The 19,852-nt window shown below is 58.4% G+C and carries 18 protein-coding genes and 3 tRNA genes; 14 read left to right on the forward strand and 7 right to left on the reverse strand.

The genetic code is table 11. From position 1 onward, the window contains the following. Positions 1 to 181: 181 nt before the first annotated feature. Positions 182 to 1,402 (forward strand): MFS transporter, encoded by a 1,221-nt coding sequence (locus F3J36_RS21495; RefSeq protein ID WP_021506769.1) that lies wholly within the window; start codon positions 182 to 184, stop codon positions 1,400 to 1,402. On the opposite strand, the gene F3J36_RS21500 is transcribed toward F3J36_RS21495, so the two are convergent. From F3J36_RS21500 to F3J36_RS21510, 3 genes are all read right to left on the reverse strand, one after another. After that, positions 1,399 to 1,863, reverse strand: coding sequence for a YbaK/EbsC family protein (locus tag F3J36_RS21500; protein WP_058757173.1), 465 nt, complete (start codon positions 1,861 to 1,863; stop codon positions 1,399 to 1,401). The genes F3J36_RS21495 and F3J36_RS21500 overlap by 4 nt on opposite strands. A 95-nt stretch (positions 1,864 to 1,958) precedes the next feature. Then, positions 1,959 to 2,753, reverse strand: a complete 795-nt coding sequence (gene fhuF / locus F3J36_RS21505; protein ID WP_166720554.1) for a siderophore-iron reductase FhuF — start codon at positions 2,751 to 2,753, stop codon at positions 1,959 to 1,961. A gap of 147 nt (positions 2,754 to 2,900) precedes the next feature. Beyond that, positions 2,901 to 3,995: a diguanylate cyclase gene (locus F3J36_RS21510; protein ID WP_021506772.1), complete on the reverse strand. Its 1,095-nt coding sequence runs from the start codon at positions 3,993 to 3,995 to the stop codon at positions 2,901 to 2,903. Between the two features lie 229 nt (positions 3,996 to 4,224). Here F3J36_RS21510 and F3J36_RS21515 point away from each other — a divergent pair, with 229 nt between their 5' ends. Next, positions 4,225 to 4,509: a DUF1435 domain-containing protein gene (locus F3J36_RS21515; RefSeq protein WP_058757170.1), complete on the forward strand. Its 285-nt coding sequence runs from the start codon at positions 4,225 to 4,227 to the stop codon at positions 4,507 to 4,509. A gap of 89 nt (positions 4,510 to 4,598) precedes the next feature. Here the strand turns inward: F3J36_RS21515 and F3J36_RS21520 are convergent. From F3J36_RS21520 to rsmC, 4 genes are all read right to left on the reverse strand, one after another. After that, positions 4,599 to 4,685: transfer RNA gene (locus tag F3J36_RS21520), tRNA-Leu, on the reverse strand. Between the two features lie 28 nt (positions 4,686 to 4,713). Beyond that, positions 4,714 to 4,800, reverse strand: a tRNA-Leu gene (locus tag F3J36_RS21525). 31 nt (positions 4,801 to 4,831) lie between these two features. Further along, positions 4,832 to 4,918, reverse strand: a tRNA-Leu gene (locus tag F3J36_RS21530). A 144-nt stretch (positions 4,919 to 5,062) separates the two neighbouring features. After that, positions 5,063 to 6,094 carry a 16S rRNA (guanine(1207)-N(2))-methyltransferase RsmC gene (gene rsmC, locus F3J36_RS21535; RefSeq protein WP_166720555.1) on the reverse strand — a complete coding sequence of 344 codons (1,032 nt, stop codon included), beginning with the start codon at positions 6,092 to 6,094 and terminating at the stop codon, positions 5,063 to 5,065. Between the two features lie 106 nt (positions 6,095 to 6,200). Here rsmC and F3J36_RS21540 point away from each other — a divergent pair, with 106 nt between their 5' ends. The 12 genes from F3J36_RS21540 to tssC all read left to right on the forward strand — a co-directional run bounded on the left by F3J36_RS21540 (position 6,201) and on the right by tssC (position 19,811). Next, positions 6,201 to 6,611, forward strand: coding sequence for a DNA polymerase III subunit psi (locus F3J36_RS21540; RefSeq protein ID WP_166720556.1), 411 nt, complete (start codon positions 6,201 to 6,203; stop codon positions 6,609 to 6,611). Continuing rightward, entirely contained in the window at positions 6,583 to 7,023 is a 441-nt protein-coding gene (gene rimI, locus F3J36_RS21545; protein WP_058776442.1) for a ribosomal protein S18-alanine N-acetyltransferase, read from the forward strand. The genes F3J36_RS21540 and rimI overlap by 29 nt, the downstream gene beginning before the upstream one ends. 20 nt (positions 7,024 to 7,043) lie before the next feature. Continuing rightward, on the forward strand, positions 7,044 to 7,724 hold the full coding sequence (gene yjjG, locus F3J36_RS21550; RefSeq protein ID WP_166720557.1) for a pyrimidine 5'-nucleotidase: 681 nt from the start codon (positions 7,044 to 7,046) through the stop codon (positions 7,722 to 7,724). Positions 7,725 to 8,589: 865 nt separating this feature from the next. Next, a complete protein-coding gene (locus F3J36_RS21555) occupies positions 8,590 to 9,186 on the forward strand; it encodes an SH3 domain-containing protein (RefSeq protein ID WP_031279568.1) in 597 nt (198 codons plus the stop codon). A 22-nt stretch (positions 9,187 to 9,208) separates the two neighbouring features. Continuing rightward, positions 9,209 to 9,706, forward strand: a complete 498-nt coding sequence (tssJ, locus tag F3J36_RS21560) for a type VI secretion system lipoprotein TssJ (RefSeq protein ID WP_021506780.1) — start codon at positions 9,209 to 9,211, stop codon at positions 9,704 to 9,706. An 8-nt stretch (positions 9,707 to 9,714) separates the two neighbouring features. Further along, complete coding sequence (gene tssK / locus F3J36_RS21565) at positions 9,715 to 11,055, forward strand: type VI secretion system baseplate subunit TssK (RefSeq protein ID WP_058771443.1); 1,341 nt, start codon at positions 9,715 to 9,717, stop codon at positions 11,053 to 11,055. A 19-nt stretch (positions 11,056 to 11,074) separates the two neighbouring features. After that, the gene (locus tag F3J36_RS21570) at positions 11,075 to 12,316 is read left to right on the forward strand and encodes a DotU family type VI secretion system protein (RefSeq protein WP_021506782.1); all 1,242 of its coding nucleotides are present in this window, start codon (positions 11,075 to 11,077) and stop codon (positions 12,314 to 12,316) included. 3 nt (positions 12,317 to 12,319) lie between these two features. Beyond that, complete coding sequence (gene tssM / locus F3J36_RS21575; RefSeq protein ID WP_166720558.1) at positions 12,320 to 15,949, forward strand: type VI secretion system membrane subunit TssM; 3,630 nt, start codon at positions 12,320 to 12,322, stop codon at positions 15,947 to 15,949. A 14-nt stretch (positions 15,950 to 15,963) separates the two neighbouring features. Next, entirely contained in the window at positions 15,964 to 16,677 is a 714-nt protein-coding gene (gene tagF / locus F3J36_RS21580; RefSeq protein WP_166720559.1) for a type VI secretion system-associated protein TagF, read from the forward strand. Positions 16,678 to 16,694: 17 nt separating this feature from the next. Further along, positions 16,695 to 17,705 carry a type VI secretion system protein TssA gene (gene tssA, locus F3J36_RS21585; protein WP_058757231.1) on the forward strand — a complete coding sequence of 337 codons (1,011 nt, stop codon included), beginning with the start codon at positions 16,695 to 16,697 and terminating at the stop codon, positions 17,703 to 17,705. 79 nt (positions 17,706 to 17,784) lie between these two features. Then, the gene (tssB, locus tag F3J36_RS21590) at positions 17,785 to 18,312 is read left to right on the forward strand and encodes a type VI secretion system contractile sheath small subunit (protein WP_166720560.1); all 528 of its coding nucleotides are present in this window, start codon (positions 17,785 to 17,787) and stop codon (positions 18,310 to 18,312) included. Between the two features lie 2 nt (positions 18,313 to 18,314). After that, a complete protein-coding gene (gene tssC / locus F3J36_RS21595; RefSeq protein WP_021506787.1) occupies positions 18,315 to 19,811 on the forward strand; it encodes a type VI secretion system contractile sheath large subunit in 1,497 nt (498 codons plus the stop codon). Positions 19,812 to 19,852 lie beyond the last annotated feature (41 nt).

The raw sequence follows: 19,852 nt of genomic DNA on the forward strand, positions 1-19,852 counted from the left end.
TCCCTGCCGACACGCTTCCTTACATCGCGAATCACTCGCTGACAATTCCCCGCCGCGCGGCGCCTTTCTGACATGCTATATACAAATGGTTAACACAATAATAACCAGTGCAACCATTCGCTGGATAACGTTCCAATAAAAATCTGGCCGCGAGCCGGAAGCAATCAGACAGGATACCCTTATGTTTAACTGGACTGCGACCCAGCGCAACGTGGCTTTCGCCAGTTTCGCCAGCTGGACGCTGGATGCGTTCGACTTCTTTATTCTGGTGTTTGTGCTCAGCGATCTTGCGCGCTACTTCAACACCAGCGTCTCCGATGTTTCCATTGCCATTATGCTGACGCTGGCCGTACGGCCGGTGGGCGCATTGATCTTTGGCCGGCTGGCGGAAAAATATGGCCGCCGGCCGATCCTGATGCTCAACATCGTGCTGTTTTCGCTGTTTGAGTTGCTGTCGGCATGGTCGCCCAACTTTGCTGCCTTCCTGACCTTCCGCGTGATTTACGGTGTGGCGATGGGCGGCATCTGGGGCGTGGCCTCTTCGCTGGCGATGGAAACCATTCCCGACCGTTCGCGCGGCCTGATGTCCGGCATCTTCCAGGCCGGTTATCCGTGCGGCTATCTGCTGGCGTCGATAGTGTTTGGCCTGTTCTTCGAACAGGTGGGCTGGCGCGGCATGTTCCTGATTGGCGCGCTGCCGATTCTGCTGCTGCCGTTTATCTATTTTAAAGTGCCGGAATCGCCGGTATGGCTGGCGGCGCGCGAGCGTAAAGAGAATCACGCGCTGCTGCCCATCATCCGCCAGCACTGGAAAATCTGTATTTACATGGTGCTGCTGATGGCCTGTTTTAACTTCTTCAGCCACGGCACGCAGGATCTCTACCCGACATTCCTGAAAGTGCAGCACCAGTTTGACGCCCACACGGTGAGCATTATCGCCATCGGCTATAACATCGCGGCGATGCTCGGCGGCATCACGTTCGGCTCGCTGTCCGAGCGTATCGGGCGTAAAAAAGCCATCATGCTGGCGTCGTTTCTGGCGCTGCCGGTGCTGCCGCTGTGGGCGTTCTCCAGCGGTTCCTGGGCGATTGGTATCGGCGCGTTCCTGATGCAGTTTATGGTGCAGGGCGCATGGGGCGTGGTGCCGACCTACCTGACCGAGCTGGTGCCGGCCAATGCGCGTGCGGTACTGCCGGGCTTCGTTTACCAGCTGGGGAATTTAATTGCTTCGGTCAACGCCACGCTGCAGTCCCGCATCGCCGAAGCCCACGGCGGTAACTACGGACTGGGCATGGCGATTGTCGCCGGCACGGTGGCGGTGCTGATTTGCGTGTTCGTGGCGTTTGGCCGCGAGACGCGCGGCATCGAAATATCCGGGGCGGTGGCGAAAGAGACGCGTTAACGCGCCTCGCAGACGTCAATCCATTTCGCCGCCGTGAGCTCAGCCATGCGCTGCGGCGAAATGCGCACCGCGCTGTGAATCGAACCGGCCGCAGGTAACACTTCATCGAAACTGCGCAGCGACACATCGCAATAGACGGTCAGGGGATTTTCCAGCCCGAACGGGCACACGCCGCCGACCGGATGGCCGGTCCAGTTCACCACTTCATCCACGCTCAGCATGCGCGCTTTTGCCCCGAGCGCTGCCTTCAGCTTGCGGTTATCCAGCCGGGCGTCGCCGCGTGTGACAATCAGCACCACGCTCTCTTTCACTTTCAGCGACAGGGTTTTGGCGATTTGCCCCGGCGTCACGCCATGTACGCGTGCGGCCAGTTCTACGGTGGCAGTGCTTTCCGGCATCTCGATGATGTCGATATCCGGTGCGTGTTCGGCAAAGAAGTGCCGTACCGACTCCAGGCTCATTTTTTTCTCCGGTAAAAACAGAGCGTAAAAGCTGCCATAAGGCGGGAAAGCTGTAAACGGGAGAAACGGAGAATCTGTAACAGAATACGCCGCGCTTACACGGCATTTAACGTGCAGTTACCGCAGCGTTCGACGTCCGGAATGCGATAGCGCTGGCAGCAGCTGCGCCGCTCCATCGCGCCGTTACGCGGGATCATGGTGCGATACAGCGGATTATCACTGCCGTCGGACAGGGATTTGCTGAAAAACAGCGCCTGTTCCAGTTGATGCCGGGTGGCCGCAGGCAGCTGCTGCTGCAGTTCGCCAAGGAACCAGTAAAACGAGAAGCCTAAGTTATTCCAGATCAGCCGCGCGTTGATGTCACCGTGCTGCGCCATGCCGTTAACGGCGGGGATCAGGCTATGTTGAATCAGGCGTTCGATACGCTGCTGCGGAGTGAGATAGCGCGCATCCTCATCCTCCTGCACATCAATCCAGAAGGCGCAGGGGTGGCCGTTTTCGTGGAACTCAACGTGGATACGCTGCGGCGAGCAGTCGAGCGCGCGCGGCTCCTGCAGCAGCGCCAGCATTAATGGCGGCAGCAGCAGGCCAAAATACCACTGGGCCCACAGCGACTGCAGCGGTTTGGCTTCCTGCGGAACATCAGGATGGTGGCGATAGAGATAGTCGCTGTAGCGCTGCGTCAGGCGGCGATAATGAAACGTCGTGGACCATTCGGCCAGCGTCAGGGTTCCTGCGGGGGCCGGCTGGCCCAGCTTCACGTTTTCCCGCATGTAGCTGCGCTGGTCGCACATCAGATCTTCCAGCGCGCTGGCTAAGCTGCGATCGCTCTGCATAAAGATCAGCGGATGCGCGCTAAAGCGATGATCCTGACGCGTGATGATGGCCATGCGGCTCCTGAGTGAAAACGGGAAGCGAAAAACAAATGATAATCGTTCCCGATTCACTGGGCAAGATGCCAGCAGCGCTCACTGCCTGGCCACTGCGCATTTTGCGTGAAATCCTGCGGAAAGGGCGCGGCGTTGTCGCCGCACCGTTTACACCAGATCGCTGCTTACCGGCGCCAGCTTCGGTAAATCCTCCCATGCCAGAATGGTGTTACGTCCCTGATTCTTCGCCACATACAGCGCGCGGTCGGCGTTGGCTACCGCCTGGTCGAAGTCTTCTGCGAAAATCGGCGCGATACCAGCGCTGATGGTCACATGGGTCGAGACTTTATCATTGAAGCGGTGGGGAATTTCCAGATCAACCACGTACTGACGGATGCGTTCGGCCAGCTTCATGGCAATCGAGGCGTTAACATTGGTCATCAGCACCAGAAACTCTTCGCCGCCGTAGCGCGTCACCACATCGCGCGAGCGCACCGCATCACGAATCGCAACCGACACCCGCGCCAGCGCCTGATCGCCCATGGCATGACCGTAGTTATCGTTGTAGGCCTTGAAGTGATCGATATCCAGCAGCAGCACAAAGTGGCTGCCGGCATGATTTTCCATGATGGTATCCAGCCGGTTCTTCAGCCCGCGCCGGTTATACAGGCCAGTGAGCGGATCGAGCATGCTCAAATCGCTAAAACTTTGCTTCTCCTCATACAGCTGGCGCACCAGTCGCAGGGTGAAGGTGTCGAAGCGGCGGCGCATCAAATGGTGCAGCGAGAAGCCGATCAGCGGCAGCGTAATGGTGAACAGAATGGTCATTAAATGCTGACCATCGTCCAGTAACAGTACGGTTAATACCGGTGGCGTAATATGTAAACAGAACGCAAGCAAATAATCACTCAGGGCAATCGCGCTGATAAAAAATACGCTCAGCAGACTGATTATTAAAAAGCTACCGTCAAAATAAAACACCAGATGGTAACGATGATTGATATGCCAGGCCCACAGCGCGCCTAATAGCAATGCGACAGGATTTAATAACGGGAATTTTAGATTCGGCGCGATTAAACATAGCGCCAGCAGCGTGGTGCTAAAGCCCGCCACCAGTGTTACCGGCAGCGAATTGATGGGATTATCCGTGCCGAAAAACGGCAGCAGACAAAAAAGCGAAACGGCGACATTCAAAAACAAAAATAGCATCAGCGACAGCCGATACTTGCTGTGTTTCAACTCATCATAAGATTGTAATTTCATTATTATTACTCGTGACAGCCCTGAAATATCAAAGCGCTACCCGCAGGAAATAATCCCACAACGCGGATAGTGAGCACGTTTTTGCTGTGTTATCAAAATAGTTATCGGCGGCAATCTATCATTTTCCAGTAATTCTGTCATCCGGCGCGGGCAGGGCAAAAAATTCGCTGCAAGATGAGAAGTATTGTCATATGATAATAGGAATATTTATCATTTGAAGGGTTGCGCGATGATCATGGCGATGATGGCCGCCTGCGGCTTGTGGGGCGTAAGCTGGGTGATGGGAAAACGTCTGGATAGCGGCTGGGGCGTATTGCTGCCCTGTGCGGCCATGCCGGTGTTTGCACTGTGGGAGCCGAGTTTCAGCCAGTGGCGCTTAGTGATGATTGTCGCGCTACTGCTTACTGTGGTGATGCTGTTCCACCATCGTCTGCGGCATTATCTGCTGCTGCCTTCCTGCCTGGCGCTGGCTGGCGGTCTGGCGGCTATCTCAGTGAATTTTCACGTCATTTAACGGCGAGCAGAAACGACAATATCACGCAAAGGCGTGATAGCAGCGGTAACAATCAATAGGGATGTACTACAGAAGAAGTGTGACAACGTTGGTGCGAAGAGAGGGACTTGAACCCTCACGTCCGTAAGAACACTAACACCTGAAGCTAGCGCGTCTACCAATTCCGCCACCTTCGCATCGTAGTTGTCTGTTTATATCACCGCATGGTGCGAAGAGAGGGACTTGAACCCTCACGTCCGTAAGAACACTAACACCTGAAGCTAGCGCGTCTACCAATTCCGCCACCTTCGCGCAGTGCACGCGATATAAACTCTGTGATTATTGGTGCGAAGAGAGGGACTTGAACCCTCACGTCCGTAAGGACACTAACACCTGAAGCTAGCGCGTCTACCAATTCCGCCACCTTCGCCTACCTGCAATACATTACAGTATTGCTAACCACGGAGGCGCATTTTAGAGATTTTACTCATTGCGTCAACACATATTTTGCGACGGTGAAACGACTGCTGCAAAAAGCAACGTTTTCCCCGTCGCATCGCGGATTTTACTACGCTTAGCGCGCTTTCGCGCCGCGGCCATATACGGCGCGATACACTTTGAAGCGGCCGGTCTGCGCCAGCACTTCATGGTTACCGAAGGTTTCATCCAGCACCTGCGGATAAGGCAGGAAGGCGTTGGCCACGATGCGCAGCTCGCCGCCGCTGTTGAGATGCTTCACCGCACCGCGAATCAGCGTGTGGGCGGCATCAAGGCTGGTTTGCAGACCGTCATGGAACGGCGGGTTAGAGATGATCAGATCAAAACGGCCGCTGACGTCTGAGAACACGTTACTGGCAAACACTTCGCCTTCCAGACCATTAGCGGCCAGCGTGGCTTTACTCGCCTCGATGGCGGCGGCGTGCACATCGCACAGCCACAGCCGGACTTTCGGCGAATGCTGCGCCAGCGCGGCGGCTAATACGCCACTGCCACAGCCGATATCCAGCACTTTGCCTTTGGTGTGCGGCGTCAGGGTGGAAAGCAGCAGATCGCTGCCGATATCCAGCCCGTCGCGGCTGAACACGCCCGGCAGGGTATGAATGGTGAGATCGTCCAGCTGATAGCGATTGCCGAACGCGCTGGCGTCAAAGCTGGCCTGCTGCGTCAGCTGACCGTGATACAGCCCGCAGCGGCGCGCGCTGTCGATCTTCTCCAGCGTGGCCCAGCTCTCCAGCATGCCTTCAGCGCTGCGCACGCCGCTGCGGTTTTCACCGACGACAAAAATATCGCAGCCCAGCGGCAGCAGCGACAGCAGGTTTTGCAGCTGGAACTGCGCTTCCGGTTTGTTCTTCGGCCAGAAATAGATCAGCGTGTCGCAACCGGCTACGTCGGCCGCACCGGCCACCAGCCCGTACACTGCCCGTTCACCGAGGCGGCGGCTGAGGTTCTGCCAGTGATGGTACTGCTGAGTGTGCACGCGGCTCGACGCGGTCTCCAGCTGGGCGGGCAGGTCATCCTGCAGGTCGCCGGCGAACAGTACGTGGCGGGCGGTAAATTCATCACTGTGGCGCAGAATCACTTCGCTGGCCGGGGTAAAAGCAGACATGGAACGCTCCTGTTAAATCAGAGCGGCGATTATAGTGCTTTGTTGGCGCATGTTCGATGGGTTTGCTAGCATAGCGTCGCATTCTGGCAGGATTACAGGTAATAGCATGAGCACAAGGCGCGACTGGCTTCTACAGCAAATGGGGATTACGCAGTATCAGCTGCGACGTCCGCGCGTGCTGCAAGGTGAAATTGCCGTTACGCTGACGCCGGACACGCGGCTGGTACTGGTCGCTGAGCAGGCGCCGGAACTGCAGGAGCCGCTGGTGCGCGACGTACTACGGACGCTGAGCATTCAGCCGGGGCAGGTAATGACGCTGACGCCAGAACAGCTGCCGATGCTGCCGGAGCAGGTCGACTGTGCTGGCTGGCTGCTGGGCGTGACCAGCGATCATCCTTTTAACGGCATCACGTTCACCAGCGCCGTTTTCAATGAATTAATCAGCAGCGGCGCGGCCAAACGCGCGCTGTGGCAACAGATGTGTAACCATGACAGCCATCTCTTTCATCACCCCTGATTTACAGCCGCGGCTGCTGGAGATCGAGCGCCGCGCGCATGCGTTTCCGTGGAGCGAGCAGACCTTTGCCAGCAATCAGGGCGAACGTTACGTCAATCTTTGCCTGCACGCGGACGGCCAGCTGGCCGGCTTCGCCATCACCCAGGTGGTGCTGGATGAAGCGTCGCTGTTCAACATCGCGGTCGATCCCGCGTTCCAGCGCCGCGGCTATGCGCGTCAGCTGCTACAGCAGCTGATTGCCGAACTGGAGCAGCGTGCGGTAATGACGCTGTGGCTGGAGGTGCGCGCCTCCAATCAGCCCGCCATTGCGCTGTATCAGCAGCTGGATTTTCATCAGGTCAGCGTGCGGCCAAACTACTATCCCACCGCCAGCGGGCGCGAGGATGCCATCATCATGGCGCTCACGCTCTGACGTTATTCAAAAGGGGCACTATGTTAAACGACTGGGACTGCATCCTGTTCGATGCGGATGACACACTTTTCCACTTTGACGCCTTCGCCGGCCTGCAGCGCATGTTTGCCAGCTACGACGTGCACTTCAGCGATCAGGATTACGCTGATTATCAGGCCGTCAACAAACCGCTGTGGGTCGATTACCAGAACGGCACCATTACAGCGTTACAGCTCCAGACGCGCCGCTTCACGCTGTGGGGCGAAAAACTGCGCGTGGCGCCGGAAGTGCTTAACAGCGACTTTCTTAATGCGATGGCCGAGATCTGCCTGCCGCTGGATGGCGCAGCCCGCCTGCTGGATACGCTCAAGGGCAAAGTAAAAATCGCCATCATCACCAACGGTTTTACGGCGCTGCAGCAGGCGCGTCTTGAACGCACCGGCTTCCGTGACTACTTTGACGCGCTGGTGATCTCCGAACAGGTGGGCGTACCCAAGCCGGACGCGGCGATTTTTGACCATACGCTGCAGCTGCTGGGCAATCCCGATCGCCGCCGGGTATTAATGGTCGGCGACACGCCGGAATCAGATATTCTCGGTGGTATGAATGCCGGCGTGAAAACCTGCTGGATCGATCACGGCACGCGTCCGCTGCCGGCGCACATCACGCCCGCCTGGCAGGTGAAAACCTTGCCTGAGCTGCAATCTATTCTGACTGCTTAACAATCCCGAAACCCGCTATTTTAGCGAATTAAACCAGCCTGGTCCGCCTGGCTGGTTTTTTTAACTGCCAGTTTGTCTTTATCACCCCTTTTTTACCGCCTGCCTGGGTTTTATCGCGCGCAGACAAAATGCGTGCCGCTCAGCGCCATTTTTTTTATGACAATTTTTAATGATCGCGCGAGCAAATTTTCATCTTTCATTTACAATCTTTCACAGTTTTAATGGATTGCTAAGAATAGTCTTAGGTTTACGGGCAAAAGTGACGCAAATTTGCATTAAAAATATTTGTTAACCTTTACTGAACTAATTTCCTCTGCTAGCGGCGCGTTGAAATTTTGTCAGGCTTCTGTAAACTTCCGTCAGACATTAACAAATGGATTGTGATTGCATGCTCACGGGCAGGTTTTACCTGGCTCGTGCGGTAGCTATGATGTTTCCAGTCTTTTATATGTTGTTGATATATCTCAATAAATAGCAATGCTGCCAGCGAATGCCGTAAGTTGTTGCTGTTATCCCCTTAATCGTTACCGATTAACCAGATTCATTGAACGTGATAGTTTTTATACCAGGGATGGCATAAGAGAAACCGAGGTTTGGCTGTGGCCGACTCCTTCGCTTAGCAAAAATTGATCATGTTGCTGATCGTTTGTGAAACGATCAGAATTCTTCCGACATCATCCCTGTCACTAATGTTGCATTTTTAATACTTAATTCAGACTGATCAATTTTTGCCTCGCTGGCGCGATGCGTTAGCCACACTCATTAAAGGGTCAACTTTTTAACTGGTACTGAATCGACGCCGGCTCCCGCCGTGCGCACGGTTCATTTTGCTCTTAACCGGCCTCTGGCCACTTTTTAGGCGTTAATGGAACTAAACATGAAGAAAATGGTGAATCTCCGTATGGCGTTGGGCCTGATGTTTGTTTTCGCAGTGGCTGGCTGTAAAGCACCGCCAAAGATGACAGACGACACGATTGTCAGCAGCACCGTTGACGGCGTCACGCTGTCGCACCGTTATGCCGTCCAGCCGCCGGCACAGTTCAGCCCGGTGAACGAGGCTTATCGCGCGCTCTATCCGGCTTCGATCATGACCCGCCCCAGCTTCGGCGGCAAAGTGGTGGATACGCTGAAAAGCGGTGAAACCTACACCGTGATTGGCCAGGTTGAAAACAACTGGCTGGCACTTGGCGAGTCGGCGCAGGCCGCAGACGAAGCGCAGCCTGAGACTGCACCGGCCGATGACAAAAAAGCGCAGCAGCCGGCGGCTCAGCCTGCGGTGCAGCTGATCGGTTATGTCCCGTTCCGCGCGGTGGTGAAAAGCGCGCTGTATGAGCAGACCATCAAAGCGGATCAGCCGAAGCGTCGCGCCCGCGCCAGCAGCAAGAAAAAGACCTGCGTCGCGGTGGATGGCGACAGCAAAGCGTGCCAGAACAGCAACAGCGGCACCTGGATCATCAACTAACACGGTAAGCAGGGAGGGCTGAATGATGACGATGATTTCTCTCCGCCGCGCCGGATTACTGCTGCTGGCTTGCCTGCTGGCCGCCTGCAGCAGCAACAGTCCGGCGCCGGTTGCACGCTACAATCTCGACTTTCAGGCGCATCCGCAGATCAACGCGGGTGCGCCGCTCAAAGTCCGGGTGATGTTGCTGACCTCCGATGCGGAATTCATGTCCGCTGATTTCTACTCCCTGCAGAACCAGCCCGCCACCGCGTTGGGCAGCACGCTGCTCAACAATCAGCAGTTCTTCCTGATGTCAGGTCAGCTGAGTAAAACCCTCAGCGCGAAAAGCCTGCCGGAAGCGCGCTTCATCGGCATCATGGCCGAGTATCAGGCGCTGGACGGTAAAGTCTGGCGCCTCGCGCTGCCCTTCCCGGATGGCGACGACAGCGCATTCTGGCAGTTCTGGAAAAATAACGATGGTGAGTTGAATGCCCGCGTTGTGGCGGATATCAACGGCCTGCGCGTGGTTAAGCAGTAAGGATGCCTATGAACCGAGCCGAAAAGGTTGTCTGGACCGAGGGGATGTTCCTGCGCCCTCACCATTTCCAGCAGTCGGAAAATTTTCTACACAGCACCCTGCGCGAGTGGGGGCAGTCGCAGCGCGCCTACACCTGGGGTTTTTTTGATCTCGAATTTGATGAAGCGCTGCTGCGCCAGGGAAAACTGGCGCTGAGTGCCGCCAGCGGATGTCTGCCTGACGGCACCTTTTTCTCTTTCAGCCAGCCACAGCACGGTCCGGCCCCGCTGGATCTGCCGGCGAATGTCGATCGCAGCAAAGTGGTACTGGCGATCCCGGCCCGGCGCAACGGGCGCGAAGCGGTGGCGTTTCAGGAGACGCAGGATTCACTGGCGCGCTATCTGGCGTGGGAAGCCGAAGTCGAAGATGACAACGCTCAGGCGGTCGGCGCTGCCACCGTTCAGTTCGGCAAACTGCGCCTGCGCCTGATGCTGGAACAGGATCTCACCGCGGAGTGGACGGCGATGGGCGTGGCGCAGGTGATTGAAAAACGCAGCGATAACCACGTGCGCCTCGACACCGATTACATTCCGCCGATGCTGACGCTCAACGCCAGCCGGCCGCTGCAAAGCATGCTCAATGACCTGCACGGCCTGATTCAGCAGCGCAGCCAGCAGCTGAGCCAGCGCACGCCGGGTACCGGCCGTTTTAACAGTGCCGACATGGTCGATTTTATGCTGCTGACCTTACTCAACCGTCAGCTTGGCCTGCACGCGCACTTACAGCATCTGCCGCTGCTGCACCCGGAAACGCTCTACAGTCACTGGCTGCAGCTGGCTGCTGAATTGAGCAGCTGGATGCCGGCGCGCACCCCGGACGCGCTGCCGCTGTATGACCATGACGATCTGTACAGCTGCTTTACCCGCTTAACGCTGCTGCTGCGCCAGGGACTGTCGCAGGTGATGGAAGAGAGCGCCATCCAGCTGCCGCTGACGCAGCGCTCACACGGCCTCAACGTGGCCACGGTGCCGGAAAGCAGCATGGTGCGCGAGTTCGGCTTTGTGCTGGCGGTCAAAGCCAGCGTGCCAGCCGAGGCGCTGAAAACCCACTTCCCGGCGCAGATGAAAGTCGCGCCCGTCACCAAAATCCGCGATCTGGTGCAGCTGCAGCTGCCGGGACTGGCGCTGAAAGCCATGCCGGGCGCGCCGCCGCAAATCCCGTGGCATGCCGGCTACAGCTATTTCGAGCTCGATAAGAACAGCGAGCTGTGGCAGGAGATGGAGCGCTCAGGTGCCTTTGCGCTGCATCTGGCCGGTGAGTTTCCGGGCCTGAACATGGAGTTCTGGGCCATTCGTAGTCAGTCAGAATAATCAAAACTGAGCACGCCGCATGATGCAGGAACAACAGAAACCGAACAGTGACGTCACACAGCAGGATGTCAGCCATCAGAATGTGCTGGTCGCCGCGGCGAATCCGCTGATTAACGCGATCCCGCAGATTCGCCACTCCGTCTCGCACGACGATCCGGCGCGACTGCGCCAGCAGCTGATCGATCAGATCCGTCGCTTTGAGCTCAGCTGCCAGCAGTCGGGGCTGAGTTATGAAGTGATCGTCGGCGCGCGCTACTGCCTGTGCACCGCGCTGGATGAAGCGGCGGCGCTGACGCCGTGGGGCAGCCGCGGCGTGTGGACCAGCAACGGCCTGCTGGTGACGTTTCACAATGAAACCTGGGGCGGTGAGAAGTTCTTTCAGCTGCTGGCCAAGCTGTCGCAAAATCCGCGTCAGCACATCCTGCTGCTGGAGCTGATCTATTTCTGTCTGCTGCTCGGCTTTGAAGGGCGCTACCGCGTGCTGGATAACGGGCGTTCGCAGCTGGAAACCATCAAACAGCGTCTGCTGCAGATGATCAAAAGCGTGCGCGGCAGTTACCCGGCGGCGCTGTCACCGCATCCCACCGATCAGCCGGTGCTGCGCAAGCTGTGGCGGCCGATGATTCCACTGTGGGCCTGTGCGGCGGTGGCCGGCTTTGCTGCCTGCCTGTTCTACATCGTCCTGAACTGGCGTCTCGGCGACTACACTTCGCCGGTGCTGGCTAGCATCTATCAGACCGCGCTGCCGGAAGTCAAAATCAGCAATCCGGCACCGCCGCCGCCCGCCACGCTGAACCTGAAAGCGTTCCTCAAGCCGGAAATTGATGCCGGCCTGGTGGCGGTGCGCGATGAAGCCGACCAGAGCGTGGTCACCCTGAAGGGCGATGGCCTGTTCGCCTCGGCATCCACCGAAGTGCGTGGCCGCTACGATGCGGTGATTCAGCGCATTGCCGCCGCGATGAATAACGTCAGCGGGAAGATTCTGGTGATTGGCTACAGCGACAACGTGCCGATTCGCAGCGCCCGCTTCGCCTCCAACTATGAACTCTCGCTGGCGCGCGCGCAGTCGGTGCAAACCCTGCTGCAGCAGCAGCTGGCACAACCGTCGCGGGTTAAAGCCGAAGGGCGTGGCGAAAGCCATCCGCTGGTGCCGAACACCAGCGCGGAGAATCGCGCCCGCAACCGTCGCGTAGAAATTACTCTGCTGGTCGCGCCGGATGCGACGCAAGCGGAACTCAACGGCCTGGCGAGAGGGAACTAATCCATGCTGAATATGCTTTTTGCGGTGCTGACCAGCCGCCTCGCCTGGGGTTTTGTCGGCATTACCGCGCTCTCCTTTATCATCTGGGTGATTGGCCCGGTGTTTTCCATTGTCGACTCGCGGCCGCTGGAGCCAGAGCAGAACCGCATCATCAGTATTGCGCTGCTCTATCTGGTCTGGGGGCTGAGCCAGGCGATTCCGCGCCTGTATAACTTCTGGCTCAACCGCAAACTGATGTCGAGCCTCGAAACCAGCAAAAGCGATGCGCCGGAGCAGGACCGCAAACGCCTGACCAATGAAGAACAGGTGCTGGCGAGCCGTTTCTCCGAAGCCACCGACATGCTGAAAAAAGCGCACTTCCAGCGCGCCAGCAGCAAGGGCGCGCCTTTCTGGGCGCAGCGCTTCAGCCATCAATACCTCTACCAGCTGCCGTGGTACATGATCATTGGCGCTCCGGGTGCCGGTAAAACCACCGCGCTGGTCAACTCCGGGCTGCAGTTCCCGCTGGCGGACAAGTTCGGCAAAGCGGCGCTGCGCGGCATCGGCGGCACGCGCAACTGCGACTGGTGGTTCACCAACGAAGCGGTGCTGCTGGATACCGCTGGCCGCTATACCACCCAGGAGAGTCAGCAGGAGCGCGACGCCAGCGAGTGGCATCACTTTCTCGACCTGCTGCGCAAATATCGCGGCCGTCAGCCCGTCAATGGCGTGATTGTCACGCTCAGCGTCTCCGATTTACTGACGCAATCGCCGGAAGCGCAGCGCAATCAGGCGATCGCACTGCGTCAGCGGCTGATGGAGCTGCACGATCGCCTTGGCATTCGCTTCCCGGTTTATGTGCTGGTCACCAAAACCGACCTGCTCAAAGGCTTCCGCAGCTACTTCGCTGCGCTGGATAAAACCCAGCGCGAGCAAATCTGGGGCTTTACCTTCCCGTGGGCGCAGGCGTCGACCGCAGAGTTTGAGCTCAACAGTCAGTTTCAGCAGGAGTATTCACTGCTGCAGCAGCGTCTGGATGCCGGCCTGGCCGATACGCTGTTAGCGGAAAGCGATGCGCAGGCACGGGCGGAGAGCTATCTGTTTCCGCAGGAGTTCGCCGCGCTGCGGCCGCTGCTGGCGGAGGCGCTGGATACGCTGTTTGCCCGTTCGGATTTCGAAACCCAGTTTGCGCCGCGCGGTATCTATTTCGCCAGCGGGACGCAGGAAGGACTGCCGTTTGACCGCGTGATGGGCGAGCTGAGCCGCGCCCTGCATCTGCCGGGACAGCGCAGCAGCGAGTCCGGCAGCTGGGACCAGGTCGACAAAGAGTCACCGATCCCGCCGAACAAAGGCCAGAGCTTCTTCCTGAAAGGCGTGCTGGAAAATGTCATCTTCCAGGAGTCGGGCCTGGCGGGCAGTAACCGCTGGTGGGAGCTGCGCAATCGCGCCGGATTGTGGTCCGGCTATCTGGCGCTGCTGGTGCTGGTACTGATTGCCGGAGCGCTGTGGCTCACCAGCTACAGCAAAAATAAAGCCTATTTAAAGGAGATGGCGGGTAAAACGCCGCAGGTGGAACAGCTGGGACAACAGCTGGAACGCCAGGGCAATGGCGATCTGTTTGCGCTGGTGCCGTATCTCAACACGCTGCTGCAGCTGCCGAAAAGCGCCGACTTCTCGCTGGAAGATCCCCCGCTGACGCGCCGCATGGGGCTGTATCGCGGTACCGAAGTCAGCGACGCCACGCGCACCCTGTATGACAAAGCGCTGAAACAGCTGCTGCTGCCGCAGGTGGCGCAAAACATCACCCGCTGGCTGCGCAACGACAACGGCAGCGATGCGGATTACAGCTACGAAGCGCTGAAAGCTTACCAGATGCTGTATCAGCCAAAACATTATGACGGCAAATTCCTGCATGCCTGGCTGATGCTGAATATTAGCCGCGAACTGCCACAAAATGTGACGCAGCAGGAAGTGAAACAGCTGGCGTGGCATCTGCAGCAGCTGCTGGAGACACAGATTCAGTCCTCGCCATACGCGAAGGATGATGCGCTGGTAAAGCGCGAGCAGGCGCTGATTAACCAAATGCCGCTGTCGCAGCGCGTCTACGGACGTCTAAAGCGCCTGCTGCAGCGTGACGGCAGCCTGCAACCGGTCACCCTCGCGGCGCTGGGCGGGCCGCAGAGTGAGCTGGTGTTTTCACGCAAAAGCGGCAAATCAGTCAATGACGGCGTGGCCGGCCTGTTCACGCCAGACGGTTATTGGCAGCACGTCGATAAACAAATCGCACCGGTCACGCAGGCGCTATTCCAGGATGATGTCTGGGTGCTGGGCGGCGTTGCGTCACCGGAGAACAGTCAGCAGACCGACCTCGCGGTGCGCCAGCTCTACGTGCAGGATTACATCCGCCAGTGGGAGCAGTTCCTCAGCGATATCCAGCTCAACAGCAGCGCGGATTTGTCACAGCGCATCAACACCGCACGTCTGCTGTCGGGCAACCACTCGCCGCTGCGCCAGCTGGTGGTTAACCTCAGTAAGCTGCTGACGCTGAACCGCGCACAGCCGGATGAGCAAAGTGCCCAGGCACAGCCGGCGACGGGCAACAGCGCCACGCGCACTTTAGAAGCGCTGTTCAGTTCCTCCAAAGCCAGCGCGGCGCCGGGCCAGGGCTCAGCCCAGCAGGCACCGGAGCAGGCGGTGGCGGTGCACTTCGCGCCTGTGCTGGAGCTGGCACAGCCGCTGCAGCAGGGCAGTAAAGTGCTGGCGGTGGATGATTTTCTGCATCAGATCGACGATCTCTACCGCTATCTGACGGCGGTGCAGGACGCCGCCAATAGCGGCATGCCGCCGCCGTCCGGCGATGCCATCAGTCGCCTGCAGGCCAGCGCCGGTCGCTTACCGGGTTCGCTGCAGAATATGGTTTCCAGCATGGCCGTGGGCGCCAGCAGCGATGCACAGCGCCGCGATATGGATAACGTGCGCAAGCGCATCACCATGGAAGTGGGCAGCTTCTGCCGCCAGGCGATTGCCGGCCGTTATCCGCTGGTGCGCAATGCGCGCAGCGAAGTGACGCCGGACGATCTGGCGCGCATGTTCGCGCCGGGCAGCGGGCTGATGGACAGCTTCTTCCGCGATAATCTGGCCAGCAAAGTGGATACCACCAACGCGGCGTGGCGTTTCACGCCTGGTATCGACGGCAAAACGCTGCCGGGCGGTGAGGCGCTGCTGCGTCCGTTCCAGCAGGCGCAGTCGATTCGTGATGCCTTCTTTGCTAACGGGGCGACCACGCCGTCGTTCCGCGTCACGCTGCGTACGGTGAAAATGGATAACGACATTCTCAACCTGACGCTCGACGTCGATGGCCAGATTCTGCGTTACAGCCACGGCCCGCAGGCGGTGCAGATGGTGAGCTGGCCCGGACCAGGCGGCACCAGTCAGGTGCGCATGCAGCTTGGCCTGACCAACGGCACCACCTCAACGCTGGTGACCAGCGGTCCGTGGGCGCTGAACCGCTTCTTCGATCGCGCTCGTTTAACCGCGGTCGGTGGCCTGACCCGCGAGGCCAGTTTTAACGTCGATGGCCATCAGGTCACGTTGTCGTTCACCCCTGGCAGTATTCGTAACCCGTTCCAGCTTCCCGGCTTTAGCTGCCCCTGAAACAGGACCTGATAATGACTCATTACGCAGCACCCGGCTGGTACGGCAAATTGCCCAGCTCGGGTGACTTTGTGAAGCGACGCTTCCCCGATGTGCTGTACCGGCAGTGGTCGAACTGGTTTCAGGTCGGACTGCATCACTGGCAAACCAGTGAAGAGAGTAAAAACGCCCCGCCGCGCGCCTTTCTCAAAGCGCCGGTGTGGAATTTTGTCGTGCCGCCGATGCTCGGCAGTCAGCTGATCCAGATGGGCTGCCTGATTGCCGCCCGCGACAGCGTCGGCCGCAACTATCCGCTGTGCGCGCTGCGCCATTTTACCCCTGCCGAGTGGTCACCGGCGCTGCTGGCCCGCTCGGGTGAGTGGTATCAGCAGGTCGGCAATATGCTGCTGCGCGTGGTGCAAAACGGCGGTACGCCAGAGCAGCTCGACCAGGCGCTGCTGAGTATTCCGCAGCCCCAGCAGCCGCAAACTGACGGCGAACAATCGGACATTTTACAGGTGATTGGCGACGGCGAGCCGTCAACGCTCAACTGGAAACTGCCGGGTGACAGCTTCGATCCGCAGTTTTACACCAGCTTCTGGTGGACAAACCAGAGCGACGGTTTCCCGCTTTACACCCAGGTGCACAGCGGCAACTTCACCGCACAGCTGTTCTCACTGCTGTTCGACCCGGCCGGCGGGGCAAAACCCGGACGAAACGGACTTTATCCTCCGATGTTTGAATCCTGAGGCCAACCGCTATGACGATGAATATTGACGCGCTGCTGGCGCCGGTCAGCAGTGATAACCCCTGCGGCGACAACCTGGAGTATCACGCGGATTACCAGGCGATGGAGCAGGCCAGTACCGGTAAAGCCGAACAGCAATTTGGCGAGACCATTATCCCGGCTGAATCAGCCGACTGGAATAAAGTCGAAAAGCTGGCGATTGACTTGCTCAGCCGCAGCAAAGACCTGCGAGTGATGTTGGCGCTTACTCACGCCTGGACCGAGTTGAAAGGGCTGCCGGGCTATGCGCAGGGACTGAAGCTGATTGAGCAGGCACTGCTGCTGTACTGGGAGCCGCTGTGGCCGCGACTGGAAGAGTACGGCGAACAGGATCCGTTTTACCGCATCAACGCGGTGGCGCTGCTGGGCGATAAATCGGCGCTGAGCAGCGCAGTACGCCAGAGCTGGCTGCTGCGCTACGCCTCGGATGGCATCACGCTGCGCGATGCCGCAGCGCTGTGCGACGGCAGCAAGACCGAAGTCGCGGACTATCCTGGCGGTCTGCCGCGCCTGACCGATGAGCTGGCGCGCGGCGAGCAGCCCGGTATTGAAGCGGTTCTACAGATAAGTGAGCGTTTGCAAACCATTACCGAAACCCTGACCGAACAGCTGGGTGAAGCGGCGGTGCCGGAGCTGTCGCAGCTGCGCAGGCAGATCGCCATGATCGCCGAACGCTGTCAGGCCACTGACCTCAGCACGCTGCAGCCGGCCGTGGTAACAGAGCCGCCGCCGGAACCGAGCGTCGCCGCGCCCGCCGCAGCGGTTCGCACGGCTGACTGGCGCAGCGTGCAAATCAGTTCGCGCGCCGATGCGCAACTGATGCTGGAGAAGGTGAAGCACTACTTTGCTCAGCACGAACCCAGCCATCCGGCACCGCTAATGATCGACCGCGTACAGCGGCTAATTGAGCTCGATTTTATGGACATCATCCGCGATCTGGCGCCAGACGGCGTGCATCAGCTGGAAAATATCTTTGGACGCCGCGACTAAGCGAGCGTAACAACTCAACGCAGCGAGACCTGCGCGCCTCCTGCGAAACTTTACCCGCGCACCCTTAATGGAGAAAACCATGGCACCAACGAAATCCAGTGGGCAGAAGTTCATTGCCCGCAATCGCGCGCCTCGCGTTCAGATTGAATATGACGTGGAAATTTATGGCGCGGAACGCAAAATTCAGCTGCCGTTTGTGATGGGCGTCATGGCGGACCTGGTCGGTAAACCACTCGAGCCGCAGGCGAGCCTTGATGAGCGTAAATTCCTGGGAATTGATATCGATAACTTCGATGAGCGCATGAAAGCGCTGAAGCCGCGCGCGGCGTTTCAGGTGGATAACACGCTCAACGGCGAAGGCAAACTTAACGTCGAACTGACCTTTGAGAGCATGGACGATTTCTCACCGGATGCGATTGCCCGCAAAGTCGAACCGCTGAGCAACCTGCTGGAAGCGCGTACCCAGCTTTCGAATCTGCTGACCTACATGGACGGCAAAAACGGTGCGGAAGAGCTGATCGGTAAGATTCTGCAGGATCCAACGCTGTTAAAAGCGCTGACCCATCTGCCGAAGCAGGATGAAAGCGCTGAAGGTAAGGAGGAGTAATCATGACCCAGTCTTCGCATCAGCAGCAACAGGGCGCCTCGCACTACAGCGAGAATGAACTCAGCGCCCTGCTGAACAAAGAATTTCGTCCAACCAGCGATCAGGCGCGTGCCGCCGTCGAAAGTGCCGTGAAGACGCTGGCGCAGCAGGCGCTGGAAAACACCGTCACCATCTCGAATGATACCTATCGCACCATCCAGGCGCTGATCGCTGAGATTGACGACAAGCTGTCACAGCAGATCAACCAGATTATTCATCATGAAGAGTTTCAGCAGCTGGAGAGCGCGTGGCGGGGTCTGAGCTACCTGGTGAACAACACCGAAACCGACGAGATGCTGAAAATCCGTTTCATGAGCATCTCCAAGCAGGAGCTGGGACGCAGCCTGAAGCGTTTTAAAGGCGCTGGCTGGGATCAGAGTCCGCTGTTTAAGAAGATTTATGAGCAGGAGTACGGTCAGTTCGGTGGCGAACCGTTTGGCTGCCTGGTGGGCGATTACTATTTCGATCACAGCCCGCAGGACGTGGAGCTGCTGGGCGAAATGGCGCGTATCAGCGCGGCGGCACACTGCCCGTTCATCACCGGTACCGCGCCGACCGTCATGCAGATGGAGTCATGGCAGGAGCTGGCGAACCCGCGCGATCTGACCAAAATCTTCCAGAACACCGAATATGCCGCCTGGCGCAGTCTGCGTGAATCGGAAGATGCCCGCTATCTGGGCCTGGTCATGCCGCGCTTCCTGGCGCGCCTGCCGTATGGCATTCGCACCAATCCGGTGGATAGCTTTGATTTTGAAGAGCAGACCGATGGCTCAAATCACAACGGCTACACCTGGAGCAACGCCGCCTACGCCATGGCAGCCAACATCAACCGTTCGTTCAAAGAGTACGGCTGGTGCACTGCGATCCGCGGCGTCGAGTCTGGCGGTGCGGTTGAAAACCTGCCGTGCCACACCTTCCCGAGTGATGACGGCGGCGTAGACATGAAGTGCCCGACGGAGATTGCCATCAGCGATCGTCGTGAAGCCGAGCTGGCGAAAAACGGCTTTATGCCGCTGGTGCACCGCAAAAACTCCGACTTTGCTGCCTTTATTGGTGCGCAGTCGCTGCAAAAGCCTGCGGAATATCATGATGCCGATGCGACCGCCAACGCACGTCTGGCTGCACGCCTGCCGTATCTGTTTGCCTGCTGCCGCTTCGCGCACTACCTCAAGTGCATCGTGCGCGACAAGATCGGTTCATTCCGCGAGCGTGATGAAATGGAGCGCTGGCTGAACGATTGGGTGATGAGCTATGTCGACGGTGACCCGGCGAACTCGTCACAGGAAACCAAATCGCGTAAGCCGCTGGCTGCCGCCGAGGTGAGCGTGGAAGAGCAGGAAGATAACCCGGGCTACTACGCTGCGAAATTCTTCCTGCGTCCGCACTACCAGCTGGAAGGCCTGACGGTGTCACTGCGTCTGGTATCTAAACTGCCTTCACTCAAATCGAACGAGAATTGATTAACTGCATCAGGCCGTCATGTATGGCGGTCTGAATGCTC

The sequence above is a fragment of the Pantoea sp. Cy-640 genome, from assembly GCF_011752635.1.
Classification (GTDB): domain Bacteria; phylum Pseudomonadota; class Gammaproteobacteria; order Enterobacterales; family Enterobacteriaceae; genus Pantoea; species Pantoea dispersa.